A 15,401-nucleotide genomic window follows, 5' to 3' on the forward strand; every position below is an offset into this window, starting at 1 on the left:
TCAGTCATGCATGAGGCTCGCTGCGCCTTCATTTTCCACCTGTTTCTTGCTAGCGTGCTCAACAGTGGATTGGATGTTGATGGCGTGCAAGCCCTTGGGGCCCTGGATGATGTCAAACTGAACCGGCTGGCCGGCCTTGAGCGTTTTATAGCCATCCATGTGGATAGCTGAATAGTGCGCAAAGAGGTCCTCGTCCCGCCCGTTCGCTACGATAAACCCGTAGCCCTTGGCATTATTGAACCATTTGACCTTACCGTTCTCCATACTGCGTCCCTCTGGTAGCTTGTCACGTCATGTGATTGGTGTGGCCCTTGCTGACCAGCGGTCTGTTCCGGATATAAATGGTGACCGGTCAGTCAGGCACTATTACACTTTTAACATCGAATCGGGGCAAGTCAAGTTGGCCCCAAAGCAACCTGTGTACCAGTACGCAGTTTTGCGATGAGCGGCATCTTTTCTGGCTTCCAGCGGTGAAATGGCAGATGTTTTCAATGACAGATTTTCAACTAACCTTAAATCAGGGGGCGGGGGAACCCGAGCACGAGGATGATCACGGCCTGGCGGTCGAGACCAGCAAGCCTCAGCTCAAGCCACCGTCTCGTTACAAGGTCATCATGCTTAACGATGACTACACGCCGATGGATTTTGTCGTGGAGGTTCTGGAGCGTTTTTTTGCCCACAACCGGGAAAGTGCTACTCAGATCATGCTCAAGGTGCATACTGAAGGTAGAGCGGTCTGTGGCATTTATACCCGGGACATAGCCGAAACCAAGGCCGCGGAAGTCAACGACTACGCGAGGGAATGCCAGCACCCGTTGATGTGTCAGATTGAACGGGAAGCGTAACAAGGCGATTTGCATCGCATATGAGGTGGCAACATGCTCAATAGAGATCTCGAAATCACCCTGAATCTGGCGTTCAAGGATGCACGCAACAAGCGGCATGAGTTCATGACCGTTGAACACCTGCTGCTGGCGCTGCTGGACAATCAGGCCGCGATCGAAGTCCTCAATGCCTGTGGCGCAGATATGGAGCGCCTGCGGAGCGAACTCACTGAATTTATCGACTCCACCACGCCGCTGATTCCGAAGCAGGATCAGGAGCGTGAGACCCAGCCGACGCTGGGTTTTCAGCGCGTACTGCAGCGCGCGGTATTCCATGTCCAGAGCTCCGGCAAGGGCGAGGTCAGTGGCGCGAACGTGCTGGTTGCGATTTTCAGCGAGCAGGAAAGTCAGGCTGTCTTTTTCCTCAAGCAGCAGCAGATTGCGCGTATCGACATCGTCAACTTCATCTCCCACGGGATCTCCAAGGTTCAGAGCGATGCCGAGCAGCTTGGCGATGAGCAGGAGTCCATGGATGAAGAGGCGGCAGAAGGGGCGACCGCCAGCAACCCGCTGGAGGCCTATGCCAGCAATCTGAACGAGATGGCGCGCAAGGGGCGGATCGATCCCCTCGTAGGGCGTGCATCTGAGGTAGAGCGCGTTGCGCAGATTCTCATGCGCCGCCGCAAGAATAATCCGCTGCTGGTCGGCGAGGCTGGCGTCGGCAAGACGGCCATTGCCGAGGGGCTCGCCAAGCGCATCGTTGATGGCGAGGTGCCGGATACCCTGTCTGAAGCCGTGGTCTACTCGTTGGACTTGGGCGCGCTGCTGGCGGGCACCAAGTACCGCGGTGACTTTGAGAAACGCTTCAAGGCGTTGCTCAAAGCGCTGAAGAAGCGCCCGCACGCGATTCTGTTCATCGACGAAATCCACACCATCATTGGTGCTGGCGCGGCCTCGGGCGGTGTTATGGACGCCTCGAATCTGCTTAAGCCGCTGCTGTCGTCCGGTGAAATTCGTTGCATTGGTTCCACTACCTTTCAGGAGTTTCGCGGTATTTTCGAGAAAGATCGCGCGTTGGCGCGTCGCTTCCAGAAGGTCGATGTGGTCGAGCCGTCGGTTACCGACACCATTCAGATTCTCAAGGGGCTCAAGAGCCGCTTCGAGGAGCACCACGGTATTCGCTATACCGATGAGGCGCTGAAAGCGGCGGCTGAATTGGCCAGCCGCTATATCAATGACCGTCACATGCCCGACAAGGCGATTGACGTGATCGACGAGGCAGGCGCCTATCAGCGCCTGCAATTGCCAGAAAATCGTCCGGAATTCATCGACGTGCCCGAGGTCGAGGCGATTGTCGCCAAGATCGCGCGGATTCCACCGAAGCATGTTTCCTCAAGCGACAAGGAGCTGCTGAAGAACCTGGAACGCGACCTGAAACTGGTGGTGTTTGGTCAGGACAGCGCGATCGACGCACTGTCTACCGCGATCAAGCTGTCGCGTGCCGGCTTGAAGTCGGCAGACAAGCCGGTCGGCTCTTTCCTGTTCGCCGGTCCGACTGGTGTCGGCAAGACAGAAGTGACTCGTCAGCTGGCCAAGAGCCTTGGCGTTGAGCTGCTGCGCTTCGACATGTCCGAGTACATGGAGCGGCACACCGTCTCCCGTTTGATTGGTGCGCCTCCGGGCTACGTCGGTTTCGACCAGGGCGGCCTGTTGACCGAAGCTGTCACCAAGAGTCCGCATTGCGTATTGCTGCTCGACGAAATCGAGAAGGCGCATCCCGAAGTCTTCAACCTGCTGCTGCAGGTGATGGACCACGGTACGCTGACCGATAACAATGGTCGTAAGGCTGATTTCCGCAACGTTATCCTGGTGATGACCACCAACGCTGGTGCCGAAACCATGTCGCGCGCGTCGATCGGTTTCACCAAGCAGGATCACAGTACCGACGGTATGGAGATCATCAAGAAAGCCTTCACGCCGGAGTTCCGCAACCGTCTGGATGCAATTATCCAGTTTGGCCGCCTGACTCACGAAAGCATCAAGTTCGTGGTCGACAAGTTCCTCACCGAACTGCAGGCCCAGCTGGAAGACAAGCACGTACTGCTGGATGTGGACGAAGATGCCCGCAACTGGCTGGCCGAGCACGGCTACGATCCGATGATGGGCGCTCGCCCGATGGCCCGCTTGATTCAGGACAAGATCAAGCGTCCGCTGGCCGAGCAGATCCTGTTTGGCGAGCTGGCCGAGCAGGGCGGTACAGTGCACGTCACGCTGCGTGATGGCGAGTTGGAAATTGAGGTGCCGGAGGCGGAGGTCGCCTGAGGCTTTCCGTAACGAAAAAGACCGGCGAATGCCGGTCTTTTTTTGTCTGGCTTAGACGTCGAAGCGCGACCAGATCGGCGCGTGGTCGGAGGGTTTCTCCATCCCGCGAATGTCGTAGTCGATGTCGCTTTCTACACAGTGCTCGGCCAGTGCCCGGCTGGCCAGCACCATATCGATGCGCAGTCCGCGCTTGGGGGTGTCTTCAAAACCGCGGCTGCGGTAGTCGAACCAGCTGAAGCGGTCGGAGTCGGGGTTCAGGTGGCGGAAGGTATCGACCAGTCCCCAGCCCTTCAGACGCTGCATCCAGCCACGTTCTTCCGGCAGGAAACTGCACTTGCCGGTGCGCAGCCAGCGCTTGGCGTTGTCCGGGCCAATGCCGATGTCGGCGTCTGTGTCGGAAATGTTCATGTCGCCGATGATGGCGATGCGTTGATCCGGTGTGAACTCGCTTTCCAGGTGCGCTTGCAGGTCCTGGTAGAACTTTTCCTTGGCCGGAAACTTGGTTGGATGGTCGCGGCTTTCGCCCTGCGGGAAGTAGCCGTTGAACACGATCAGTGGCTCGCCGTCTGCACACGGGATGGCTGCGCTGATCATCCGGCGCTGGGCATCATCGTCGTCGGTCGGAAAGCCCTTGCGCACCCAGAGCGGCTGCTGGCGGGTCAATAGGGCTACGCCGTAATGACCTTTCTGGCCGTGGAAGGCAACGTGGTATCCCAGTGCCTCAACATCGGCCAGCGGGAACTGCGGATCGTCAACCTTGGTTTCCTGCAGGCCAATGACGTCCGGGTTGTGACGCGTAACCAGCTCCTGCAGCTGGTGCGGACGAGCCCGCAGGCCGTTGATGTTGAACGAGACGATCTTCATGGGTGTGTCCTGTGGTACGAGGTTCGGTCGCACAGCGCGACGCTGAAGAGGCTGACTAGGGTAGCCTAAATGCGTCTGATTTGGGACACGCCGGCCACCCTGGCGTGTGTTAGCATTCGCGCTGCGAATACCTGCCAGGATGGAGCTCATGCGTCGCGCTTTTCCACTGTTGTTTCTTGTCTCTGCCGTGTCTGTTGCTCAGGCCGGGGTCAAGGTCACAGTCGAGCCAGCGAAAAGGTCTGTACGCGAAAATATCGAGGCCTATATTGGCCCGGTAGAGGCCGGCAGCCGGGCCGACATGGAGCGTCAGCTGAGGCACATTGATGAGCAGGCGACCCTGGCCGCACAGGCACTGGGCTATTACCAGAGTCGCAACGACCTCAAGGTCACCGGCCCGGAAGACGCACCACTGGTGGAGCTGAAGGTCGAGCTTGGTGACCCGGTGCGGCTGGACAAGGTGGCGGTTGAAGTGCTCGGGCCGGGTGCCGGTACCGAGTCTTTTCAGCTTGGTGTGGAGGAGTTGCTGGCCTCGGGGCAAGTGCTCAACCACGGTCGTTATGAAACATTGAAATCGCGCATCAATAACCGGGCGCTGCGCTACGGCTACTTCGAAGGTCAGTATTTCAAACGCCAACTGCGTGTGGATGTCGAGCAAGGTAAGGCTGATGTCGACATCCAGTACAGTACCGGGCCACGTTACTCACTCGGCGCAGTGCATTTTTCCGAAACCCAGTTCAGTGACGACCTGCTTGCACGCATGGTGCCCTTTGAGGCTGGTACTCCATACGATGCCGATCTGGTCGGCAAGTTGAATCAGGATCTGCTTTCAAGCGGCTACTTCAATGGTGTGCTGGTTACCGCTCCGCTGGACAGGGCGGCGGGCGAGCAGGTGCCGGTGGAGGTTGAGATTACCGAGCGCGACCCGCATTCGCTCGGCTTTGGTGGCGGCTACTCCACTGACGTGGGCGCACGCGGCAAGATGACGTGGGATCAGCACTGGATCAATCCGCAGGGTCACAGCCGCGGCGCTAGCATGGAGCTGTCGTTACCGCGGCAGCAAATCAGCGCGTTCTACCAAGTGCCACTGGACAACCCGATTACCCACAACCTGCGTTACTTCGTGGGTTGGCAGAAAGAAGACATCGACGACGTACAGACTCACAGTCTCGCGGTTGGCGCGGAAGTGAACAAACGGCTTGAAAGCGGTTGGCAACGCAGTGTCGGCCTGCGATTGCAGCAGGAAGTGTTCTCGCTAGGTGATGATAGTGGTACGGCTACGATGCTGATTCCCAGCCTGGTAATGCAGCGTGCGCAGAGCTCCGGCGGCATTGACCCGCGGCGCGGCTATAGTCTGCTGCTCGATGTGCAGGGAGCCAAGGAAGGGGTGCTGTCATCGGTGGATTTCGCCCGGGTCATGGGGCAGGTAAAAGGGCTCTACACCCTGTTTGACAACCACCGCTTTCTTGGCCGTGTTGCGCTGGGAGCCGTTGCCACCAATGACTTTTCCAGTATCCCGCCATCGCTGCGATTTTTCGCCGGCGGGGACCAGAGTATTCGCGGCTATGACTATCAAAGCCTGTCGCCGGTCGACAGCACCGGCGAAACCATCGGGGCGCGCTATCTGATTGCGAGTAGCGCCGAGTATCAGTACGAATTCATCAAAAGCTGGCGCGCCGCGACATTTGTTGATTACGGTAACGCGGTTGATTCGTTGATGGACCCACTGAAAACCAGCGTTGGTATTGGGCTGCGCTGGGTGTCGCCTATTGGCCCGATTCGCTTTGATCTGGCCCGCTCGCTGTCTGATCCTGATGTCGGCTTCAAGATTCATTTCTCGATGGGGCCGGAATTGTGATCCGTTTTCTCGCCAAGGCACTGCTGCGTGGACTGATATTTATCCTGGCGCTGCCGCTGTTGCTCGGCTTACTGATGGGGAGCGAGTCGGTCAATCGATGGCTGTTCAATCAGGTCGACTCAATGTTGCCGCAGTTAACGCTTGAGTTTGAGCAGGGCAACCTGTGGCGGGGCTGGTCTTTCTCGCAGTTGCGCTGGCAGGATGAGGCGCTCGATGTGCGTGTCGAAGAGCTTGCCCTGGAGTGGAGTCCGTCTTGCCTGTTTGGCGGCACCTTATGCCTGGATACATTGTCAGCTCAACGGGTCGTCGTGCTGACGCAACCAACCGAAGCGCAAGAAAATCCGTCAGAGCTGAATTTGCCGACAGTGCAGTTGCCGCTGGCGCTGGAAATTGGTCAACTGCATTTGGGCGAACTTTCGCTGGATGGTGAAACCGCGCTGCTGAAAGAGCTTGAGTTGATCGCGTTTGGCCGTGGCAATCAACTGGTGATCCAGAGCTTCAGTGGCAGTGGTCCAGACCTGCACTGGCGCCTGGATGGTACGCTGCAGATGCAAGACGACTGGCCGCTGGAGGTGACCGCCGACCTGATATTGCCGCCAGTGGATGAACGCGACTGGCGTCTTCGCCTGCATGTCAGTGGTGATCTGCGCCAGCTTGAACTCAAGGCCGATAGCCGGGGCTATCTGACCGGTCACCTGGACGCGTCTGCCGATCTGTTCGCAGCTGGTTACCCTGTGCAGCTGCAGTGGCAAGGACAGGACTTTCTGCTGCTGCAAAGCTTGCCGCAGACGCTGACGCTGCAAGACCTTGGCTTGGAGTTGGCAGGAGATCTTGAGTCGGGCTACGCGCTGCAGGCTGATGCCCGGCTGCCGGGAGCAACTGGCGCGGTGTCGCTGGCATTGCACGCTAAGGCAGGATTGACTGGGGTAGACCAAGCCTCGATTACCCTCCAGGTGGTCGATCAGCCAGAACAGCAACTGGTTGCCAGCGGCAGCGCTGACTGGCGAGGCGAACTCGCTGCGGAACTCCAGCTGGCAATGGATCAATTCCCCTGGCAGTCACTGTATCCATTGGATACCGGCGAAGTAGCACTGCAGCAGCTGACCGCGACCGCCAGCCTGAGCCGAGGCAAGGTTGAAGCTCAATTTGATGGGCGGTTGACGGGCGTTGCCGCGCAGGAAGTTGCTGTTAGCGCGCACGTTCAGGGGGATCAGCAAGCGCTGGATGTCACTCCGCTGACTGTTACCACGCAGGCGGGCAGGGCAACGGGCACGCTCCAGCTGGGGCTGGCACCCGATGTTCAGTGGCAAGGGCAATTTCAGCTGGACGGTGTAGACCCGAGCGTATTCGTCGCAGCCTTGCCCGGCAGCCTCAGCGGCAAGCTGACCAGCAACGGTCAACTGCAGGGCGAACAACTGCGTCTGGATGCCAACTGGGATCTGGCTGGGGTGCTGCGGGCACAGCCGTTAAAATTTTCCGGGGCGTTGAGCAAGTCGGATGAAACCTGGGCTGTTTCCAGCCTTGAGCTGGCGCAGGGCAATAACCGTGTCAGCGGTGAAGGCCACTGGGGACCTGAGGTTGCTGCCCAACTGAATATACAGCTCAAGGAGATGAAGACGCTCTGGCCCGGCCTGCGTGGTGTTCTAACCGGCGACGCCCGGCTGGCTGGGAGCGCTGATGCGCCGCGCATTGTGCTGACGGCGACAGGCTCGCGCCTTGGTTACCAGGATCTGCGCATAGCGAATCTAGCGCTGCAAGCCGATTCAACATTGAGTGACGTGTTGCCGGTATCGGCACAGCTTTCTGCAGATGGAATACGCAGCGCAGACACACAGTTGGGCAACTTACAGCTGTCGGTAGCGGGCAATCGCGCCAATCATCGGGCCAGGGTCACGCTGCTGGATGGGATTGCCGAAGCGGAGCTGAATCTCGACGGGCAGCTGTCCGATAGCGCATGGCACGGCCAGTTGAGCCAGGGCGTGCTGCGCCACAAGCATCTTGAGCTGCGACAGGAAAGTTCGGCCGCACTTAATTATCAGGTCGCCAGCGGCCGGCTGCAGTTGGGGGCGCATTGCTGGCGTCAGGCTGACGCCAGTCTCTGTTTTAATGACCAGCAAACACTCATGCCTGACCGTCGCCTGAATGTGAGCATGAGCAACCTTGATATTGTTGATCTTGCGCCGTGGTTTCCGCCTGATTTCGACTGGCACGGCTTATTGCAGGGCCGGTTTGAATTGCAGCAGAAGGCAGGTCAGGCGCCGGTCGCCAACGTGAATATCAGCTCCGCTGATGGCGTGATTACCGTGAGCGATCGCGACCAGACGCTGGCATTTCCGTACCAGCAAATTGAGCTGTCGACTGACCTCCAGGCACGGAATGCAAAGGCGCTATTCGAGTTGCGCAGCGACGTGATCGGGCGCCTGCAGGTCGACGCTGATGTGCGTGACCCGGCTGGCGCACAACGGCTGTCGGGCCGCTATCAGCTGGAGAAGCTGCAACTCGACTTTCTCCGCCCGTTCTTGCCGGATGTGGAAGAGCTGCGTGCTACGCTCAATGGCAGCGGCGAGCTGGGCGGCACACTGTCTGACCCTCTGGTGACTGGCCTGTTGACGCTGCGCGATGGTCTGGTGTCGGGCCCCAATCTGCCTGTCAGCCTCGAGAGCCTGCAGGCTGACATCCGGATTGATGGCCAGGCCGCTGATGTTGATGCCCAGTGGCGTAGCGGCGACAAGGGCGAGGCCAGCTTGCAGGGGCGTGTTGGTTGGGCACCGCTTGATGTTGCCCTGACGCTACAGGGCCATGATCTGCCTGTTAGCGTTGAGCCTTACGCCAGACTGTTTGTCGCGCCTAACTTGGAAATCAGTCTGCGCAGCGGCAACCTGCATGTGGGAGGAGAGCTGTCAGTGCCGGCTGGCGATATCGTGGTGCGAGAGCTACCGGCAGAAGCAGTGCGCGTGTCGCCAGATACCGTCATTGTGGGCCGCGAGACAGCACAGCGGGACAGCCCGCTTGGCATCACTGCCCGCGTCAAACTCAATATCGGAGATGAGCTTCGACTCAATGCTTTCGGCCTCAAGGGACGCCTGAAAGGGCAGCTGGAAGTACAGGAGAACCTCAACGCCAATGGTGACCTGCAGATTCTCGACGGCGAGTTCCGACGCCTGGGCCAGGATCTGCAACTGCGGCGGGCGCTGCTGCTGTTTTCTGGCCCGATCAGCGAGCCCTATTTGAACATCGAGGCCATTCGCAAGGTCGACGATGTTGTCGCCGGGCTACGGGTGACCGGCAACGCCAGCAGGCCAACAACCGTCGTCTTCTCGGAGCCGGGCATGTCGCAGCAGGAAGCGATGTCCTACCTGGTGCTGGGCCGGCCGCTTGGCCAGGAGGGCGACAACAACATGCTGGCGAAGGCCGCGCTGGGGCTTGGCCTCGCAGGTGCTGCGCCGATTACCCGCCATATTGGCGACGTACTCGGTCTGGAGGACTTCGCGGTAGAGGCCGAAGGGCAGGGGGTGGACACGCAGGTTGTCGCCAGCGGCAGCATTACCGACAAGCTCAGTGTGCGCTACGGTGTTGGCGTATTTGAGCCATCCAACCAGCTGGCGTTGCGTTACGAGCTGTCACGGCGTTTGTATCTGGAAGCTGTCAGCGGTTTTGCCAGCTCCCTGGATTTCTTCTATCGTATCGACTTCTGATTTTTCGACGGGGCGCGCCTTTGCGTCCCGTTTTTGACGTACAACCATACTGTGCTTTAGCACATTGAAGGAGTCATCATGTCTAGCGTCACTCTGCGCGGTAATCCCATTTCTATCGGCGGCACCTTCCCGGTCAAGGGCGACAAAGCTCCGGGCTTTACCCTGGTTGCCAAGGACCTGTCCGACGTCAGCCTCGCCAGTCTGACCGGCAAGCGCAAAATCCTCAACATCTTCCCGAGCGTCGATACTCCGGTTTGCGCCACTTCCATTCGCACCTTCAACGCCAAGGCTAGCAGCCTGGAGAATACCGTCGTGCTGTGCATTTCGGCCGACCTGCCGTTTGCCCAGGCACGTTTCTGCGGCGCGGAAGGCCTGGATAACGTCATCAACCTGTCCACCCTGCGTGGTCGTGAGTTCATTCGCGACTACGGTGTCGACATCGAAAACGGCCCCCTGGCCGGCCTGACCGCCCGTGCAGTCGTGGTGCTGGATGAAGACGACAACGTGCTTTACAGCGAACTGGTCAGTGAAATTGGCCAGGAGCCGAACTACGAAGCAGCACTGGCAGCACTGTAACGGATGAGGCGGGCAGTAGAATTATCTGAACTCTGTGCGTCTACCCCATTGACTCTGCAGGGATTTCCAGTAACATTGCCCGCCGTGGAGGGATGGCAGAGCGGTTGAATGCACCGGTCTTGAAAACCGGCGAAGGTGAAAGCCTTCCCAGGGTTCGAATCCCTGTCCCTCCGCCATACACACAAAAAACCCGGCCTTGCGCCGGGTTTTTTGTTTTTCAGTAGGGGCTCGGAGAGAGTCCTCGTTCGACCGAGCCTGTGCAGCAGGCGAGGAACGTTGTCGCTTGGCGACGGCGGCCGCGTAGTGGTGAGGCGTCGGGCGCCAGATAATACTGTACGTCCGCCACTATCCGACCTCAAAGCCCCGTATCTTGGGGCTTTTTTGTTTCTGGGGGGGGGCTGGCCCATACTCTGGCCCATACTTTTGATTCGGTTAGCGTTTGCGCGAATGCTCTGATCTGTGGGCGCAAGGCACCTGCTGAAGTTGTCCAACTGTCCAGGACCCTGCTTGAACACTCGTCATCTTTACTGCAGCCGTGGTCTTTGGGGTATGGACAGCGATTTGCGCCCTGGAATAGTCTTGAAGCTGAAAATGGATAGCTCATCAGCTGAGCGGACTTTGCACCCCGGCAAAGGTATTACCAAGGAAATGGGTATAAATCTGCGTAGCACGCACATTGGCATGCCCAAACAAGGGTTGTGCCGTGCGAACGTCACTGCCGCAGTACATCAGTTCCGCGGCAAAAGCTTGCCTGAAGGTGTGGCAGCCCGCTGGCTTGTCAATCGTCGCCGTTCGCACAACCCATCTCGCTGCTACTCCAGAGGGGGGGCGCATTTGGTGGTAGCGCAGGAAATAGCGTATCTGGCCCCGGCTGGTCTTCTTGGTACGAATGCTGTAGTGATTCACCCTTATGGCGTTGCGAAGCTGCTCTCGCAGCTGTGGCTTGGCTGGTGTGATATCCATATCGCACCCATGCAGTTTTTTATACAGCGTTATTAGTTGCACAAAAAGAGAAAGTCAAGCTAATACAGGTCGTATGTGGCGGTAGGAAGATAACTGATTGTTTTTAGTGGTAATTTATATATCGAGTCGACCGGGCGAGGTGTTGTTATGAAGATGTCATTAATATGCAATCATAAAGCCTTCAGTCCATTTAATTGTTATGACCTAAATGGAGATGAGTTGCAAGTATGAAAAATATAATTTTACTACCGGTATTGGTGTTGCTAGTGTCTGCTTGTTCTTCCATCTCTCCAAATATGCGGATTGCAACTGATGGTAACGATCAGACGGAAGTCATCTTTATTCGACCAGCGGCATTTCCTGCTGCTGCGAGTGGTATGCTCATTGGATTTAATGACCAGTATTTTGGGTCAATTGGAAATAACCAATTTATGAAGGTCAAAATGGATTCTGGTACATATAATTTTCAGGTCAAGGCAAATGGTAGTCCCGCATTTAGTTATAAAGTGACTCTTGTTCCTAATGCAAAGATATGTCTTAAAAGCAATATTAATCCAGCGGTGGCCGGTGCGGCAATAATTCCTCTGCTGGCTAATATGGTATCTTGGTTCCAGTTAAGCGAGATTCCGTGTCCAGAGGATAAGTTTTTTGCTGAATATTCAGAAGTTAAACAGTCATAACAAGGCAAGGCTGTCGGACGCTGCGCGCCGCAGTTCGCGGCGTTATGTGTTGTAAGTGAGTATGGATACGATCTACGTAAAGCTACTGGATGAAGGAACACTTGTGTGGCGACCAGTAAGTGCTTCGAAAAATTATGATGGGACATACACAATCGCTGATTCTGAAGAGGTGCCAGAGGAAGAAGTCTGGGAGTATGCTCCAGGGCAAAGAGTCACATGTCAGCATCAGACTTTCTCGGACGAGGAAGCCAAGCTTGTTGCCTACAAAGCAGGCTAATGCCAAAATACATAACAAACTAATGAATTTCGCGCGCAAAGGGCGCGCACCGGACAGCCTACGCTGCGCTTCAGCTGCCGTTTATTAGAGCGTTAGTACTCAATATGAACCTGCTGCTACTGAAGTGGAAAATTTGGAGAATTGAATCTGCTCTTAAGAATCTCGTGAGAGCTGAGGGGTTCAAGCCAATGATTTGGCCTTTTGGAGCGTATTACATTAATCCAAAGCACCTGATTTTTGTTGTAGGAGTGCCAACCGATAAGGCCAAAGAAGCATTAAAGTCTAATAGCTCTTTTATTGCATCAATGAAAGGGTTGCTTGATACTTTTAACTGGCCAATACAAGCAAGTCCTGAGGTGGTGTTTGATATTGAGTCGCAAGAAACAGTAGATAGAGAAAATAATGGTAATTGGTGGTACCACTACAAATAGTACTAACAAGGCCAAGCACAATCGTGCAATGAAAAAAACGCATTGCACTGGACAGCCTACGCTGCGCTTCGGCTGCCTGTGTTGGCGGCGTTAGGCAAATAGATGCGCGTAGTGCTGATATATATTCTTATGTTGATCGGGGGCTGTGCCTATGGGCCCCCAACTCTACGGGTGTACAGTCCCGAGCACTATGGTGAGTTAGTTTTTCCGGAGAGAAACTTAGAGAAAATTGCACAAAATAGCATTTTTGGTGTTTCTTTGTACCCTCAGATTATCGTGCAGAGCCATAGAGCGAAAACAGCCACTGCATGTGTGCGGGCTTACTTTAGTGGGCAAGATCCAGTCATCGAAATTAGTAATCTGGTTATGACTAATGCAAATGGAATTGCCTTTAATGGAGTGCAGGTCGATCGGAATGACGCGTTGCATACGAGCCATCCAGAGGGTTTGCTGAACTTCAGGGTAATTTGCAAGAGCAGCTATGGCTGGTCACAAATCGAAGAAGGCCGTATATCGATGAGTTTTAGTGCATCTATCAATGGGTCTAGAGGAAGGGACTATGTCTTTGAATTGGATGCCGGCTATGTGCGCTACTCTGGATGGTAAGCCTAACAAGCCTAGGCAGAGCGACGGGTTTTCCGTTCCGCCTGCGGCTCCACTGCAAACCTGCGCCTGCTGGGTGCGTTGGGCCTCAGAAGCATGAAGCTGATCGGGACGGTGCTAAATGGCGTCATCTTGCTAGCGGCTGCTGTTGGCGTTTTGCTTGGTGTTGCCACCTTTCGCTTGGCGCGGCTATGTTACAACAGTGAAGGCAGGTACTTTGATGGTGTCGTGGTTACACATGAGTCGGCCCCAGTTGCTTGTGGTCTCCTTTGTGCTGGAGCTTTCTTCATCGCAGGCATCGCGTTTCTATTTCGGCGGTATTTAATGCGTAAAACATCCATCGGGCACGACGCATAGCTATGCAGTGGCCCAACAAGGCGGTCCTCGCAACGTCCACGCCTCCGCAGCCGCGCGTGAGCTTGCGCGTTAGAGGGCTCGCGTGAAGTTATTCATAGCCATTCTGGCGTCAATGTTTTTTGCAAATATTGCCGAAGCATGTAGGTGCTGGGCACCACAGCCAACAGAAGAAAATGTAAGCCAATATCAAAATATAGCCAGAGTGGTGCCTTTTGAGTTAAAAGTCATAAATTTTATAGAGAACACTGAAGAGGATATGGCTGTTGAAGGCATGGTTAAAGTTCTAGAAATTTACAAAGGCAGCGCGGAGTCAGTGATGTCGTTCAAAAGCGCTTCGCCTCTTTCAAGCTGCGGGCCAACTATAACGCTCGGTAGGGATTACGTAATTTTCTGGAATGATGATATCTCACCATCTTCATGCGCAATAAACTGGACTGAGCTAAAACGCATTGGCTGGCCTCGGTTTAGAGGCAATCGACCTCCCTTAGTAAACCACCTTACCAATACAGAAATAATTAATGAAATCAATAAGAGGTAATATCTCTAGCAATTTGTTCGCTTCGCTCACTGGGGCGGACTGAAGCCCACCCCCTTAGCCAAGCGTTAGGTATTACATGGAAACGTGGCGTCCTCTCACCATACAGCTAGCCATTGCACTGGCTTATGCATCTATATTTCCCATCACTAATCTATTAGGTGGTGGCATCATGATGCTCGGCATAATTTTATCCATTCCTTTCCTACCTATTGGTTGGATAACTGGCATGGCCTTCGTCCAAGTTTTTGGTTGCGAATCTGCATATTTACCAGGAGCTTTCATTGCAGTGGCAGCTCAGGCCTTTCTACTTATGCATTGGCTTGCAGCCGGTAGAAGAGATGAGGTAAATACCTAGCAAATGGTTTGAATCGCTCTTGGATTTTCTCCACTTCAATGGAAACGCATCGATAACTCCCTCTGAGGGTAGATACGATGCTGACAGTGCATATGGGAAAGGAAACTCAGCAGTGCAGCGTTGAGTTCAAGGTTAATGCTGCCGAATGGAGTCTAGGCCTATCGCAGCGTGAAAGGCGTTGCAGAAGAGCTGGATATTCATCCCTTCATGCTGTCACGCTGGCGCAAAGAATTCCGCGAGGGAATATTTACCATGAGGCGGGTCAAGAAGGCGTCATCAAAGGCCAAGCAGAAGATCCTGGAGCAGGAGAGATTAAATGCTTGAAGCGCCAGCTCTCAGAGCTCCGGAGGAGAATGACATCCTAAAAATGTGCAGATCAAGCATTCACCTGGCGGGCCTTTCTGAAGTTGCGCAACTCTCGAGCCAGGTCCAGTAGACTGAGATTACGTCGTGCTATTTCCCCTCTGTGGTCATGCGTGCTTCTCTAGGTTACGGACAGGTAGGGGCCCGTTTCATAACCCGGTTCGAGGCGGTATGGCCGCCATCCCTGACAGCGGTCAACAGTCAGGTGAATACCTGTATCAGCACGCTATAGCTTAATCACTTCCATCAGAACAAATAATTATTTGTGACGTTTCTTCACTGGAGGCCGTCGACTGGTTTTGCCGCATAACTCTTGCGATTGAGCACAGTGCCGCCGCTCTGTTTAATGTGAACGCATGATTGAGTAGCTGGGTAGATCAACACGTTATAGCTAGCCCAAATGATGCATGCCTTGCGTCCTGAGTTTGATCTGGGCTTGTTTATGACAATTCGTGCCATAATCAAGATCTGGGGCAGAGTCAGGAGGCGGAGATAGGCATAATAGACGCTCAAGGCTCCGGGGCGGGTCGAGCAGTACGAGGTGAACGGCAACCAGTACGGCAAATATGGGGGCCAGTAAGGTGGAGCAGGCTTGAATAAATGGCTGCAGGTTCTTCTTTCTGATTTTTGAAGGTTCTAACCGCACCAGCTTATGATTATTCCCCAATTGACGGTGCTCAATTTAGTGGCTGTTTTTT

Annotated in this window: 14 protein-coding genes and 1 tRNA gene; 12 read left to right on the top strand and 3 right to left on the bottom strand. The window is 55.3% G+C overall.

All coding sequences use genetic code 11. From position 1 onward, the window contains the following. Nucleotides 1–264: a cold shock domain-containing protein CspD gene (gene cspD, locus ACKPCU_RS11730; protein ID WP_104738549.1), complete on the bottom strand. Its 264-nt coding sequence runs from the start codon at nt 262–264 to the stop codon at nt 1–3. A 218-nt stretch (nt 265–482) separates the two neighbouring features. Here cspD and clpS point away from each other — a divergent pair, with 218 nt between their 5' ends. Then, entirely contained in the window at nt 483–845 is a 363-nt protein-coding gene (gene clpS / locus ACKPCU_RS11735) for an ATP-dependent Clp protease adapter ClpS (protein WP_104738550.1), read from the top strand. Nucleotides 846–878: 33 nt separating this feature from the next. Continuing rightward, on the top strand, nt 879–3,146 hold the full coding sequence (clpA, locus tag ACKPCU_RS11740; protein WP_104738551.1) for an ATP-dependent Clp protease ATP-binding subunit ClpA: 2,268 nt from the start codon (nt 879–881) through the stop codon (nt 3,144–3,146). A 51-nt stretch (nt 3,147–3,197) separates the two neighbouring features. On the opposite strand, the gene xthA is transcribed toward clpA, so the two are convergent. Then, nucleotides 3,198–4,010: an exodeoxyribonuclease III gene (xthA, locus tag ACKPCU_RS11745; RefSeq protein ID WP_321346877.1), complete on the bottom strand. Its 813-nt coding sequence runs from the start codon at nt 4,008–4,010 to the stop codon at nt 3,198–3,200. Between the two features lie 148 nt (nt 4,011–4,158). Between xthA and ACKPCU_RS11750 the strand changes: the two genes are divergently transcribed. From ACKPCU_RS11750 to ACKPCU_RS11765, 4 genes are all read left to right on the top strand, one after another. Beyond that, on the top strand, nt 4,159–5,865 hold the full coding sequence (locus ACKPCU_RS11750; RefSeq protein ID WP_104738553.1) for an autotransporter assembly complex protein TamA: 1,707 nt from the start codon (nt 4,159–4,161) through the stop codon (nt 5,863–5,865). Continuing rightward, a complete protein-coding gene (locus tag ACKPCU_RS11755; RefSeq protein ID WP_321346880.1) occupies nt 5,862–9,560 on the top strand; it encodes a translocation/assembly module TamB domain-containing protein in 3,699 nt (1,232 codons plus the stop codon). Before ACKPCU_RS11750 ends, ACKPCU_RS11755 begins: the two co-directional genes overlap by 4 nt. 78 nt (nt 9,561–9,638) lie before the next feature. Beyond that, nucleotides 9,639–10,136, top strand: a complete 498-nt coding sequence (tpx, locus tag ACKPCU_RS11760) for a thiol peroxidase (protein ID WP_104738555.1) — start codon at nt 9,639–9,641, stop codon at nt 10,134–10,136. A gap of 86 nt (nt 10,137–10,222) precedes the next feature. After that, nucleotides 10,223–10,312 (top strand) — tRNA-Ser (locus ACKPCU_RS11765). Between the two features lie 427 nt (nt 10,313–10,739). On the opposite strand, the gene ACKPCU_RS11770 is transcribed toward ACKPCU_RS11765, so the two are convergent. Then, nucleotides 10,740–11,099 carry a tyrosine-type recombinase/integrase gene (locus tag ACKPCU_RS11770; RefSeq protein ID WP_321346881.1) on the bottom strand — a complete coding sequence of 120 codons (360 nt, stop codon included), beginning with the start codon at nt 11,097–11,099 and terminating at the stop codon, nt 10,740–10,742. A 227-nt stretch (nt 11,100–11,326) separates the two neighbouring features. Here ACKPCU_RS11770 and ACKPCU_RS11775 point away from each other — a divergent pair, with 227 nt between their 5' ends. The 6 genes from ACKPCU_RS11775 (at nt 11,327) to ACKPCU_RS11800 (ending at nt 14,664) form a co-directional block, all read left to right on the top strand. Further along, complete coding sequence (locus ACKPCU_RS11775) at nt 11,327–11,779, top strand: hypothetical protein (RefSeq protein ID WP_321346882.1); 453 nt, start codon at nt 11,327–11,329, stop codon at nt 11,777–11,779. A 381-nt stretch (nt 11,780–12,160) separates the two neighbouring features. Continuing rightward, a complete protein-coding gene (locus tag ACKPCU_RS11780) occupies nt 12,161–12,487 on the top strand; it encodes a hypothetical protein (protein WP_321346884.1) in 327 nt (108 codons plus the stop codon). A 102-nt stretch (nt 12,488–12,589) separates the two neighbouring features. After that, complete coding sequence (locus tag ACKPCU_RS11785; RefSeq protein WP_321346885.1) at nt 12,590–13,093, top strand: hypothetical protein; 504 nt, start codon at nt 12,590–12,592, stop codon at nt 13,091–13,093. Between the two features lie 436 nt (nt 13,094–13,529). Beyond that, nucleotides 13,530–13,985: a hypothetical protein gene (locus ACKPCU_RS11790; protein ID WP_321346887.1), complete on the top strand. Its 456-nt coding sequence runs from the start codon at nt 13,530–13,532 to the stop codon at nt 13,983–13,985. Nucleotides 13,986–14,061: 76 nt separating this feature from the next. Further along, complete coding sequence (locus ACKPCU_RS11795) at nt 14,062–14,340, top strand: hypothetical protein (protein ID WP_321346889.1); 279 nt, start codon at nt 14,062–14,064, stop codon at nt 14,338–14,340. Nucleotides 14,341–14,508: 168 nt separating this feature from the next. After that, nucleotides 14,509–14,664, top strand: a complete 156-nt coding sequence (locus tag ACKPCU_RS11800) for a transposase (protein WP_321346890.1) — start codon at nt 14,509–14,511, stop codon at nt 14,662–14,664. Nucleotides 14,665–15,401 lie beyond the last annotated feature (737 nt).

Source organism: Halopseudomonas oceani (genome assembly GCF_963677335.1).
Taxonomy (GTDB): Bacteria; Pseudomonadota; Gammaproteobacteria; order Pseudomonadales; family Pseudomonadaceae; genus Halopseudomonas; species Halopseudomonas oceani.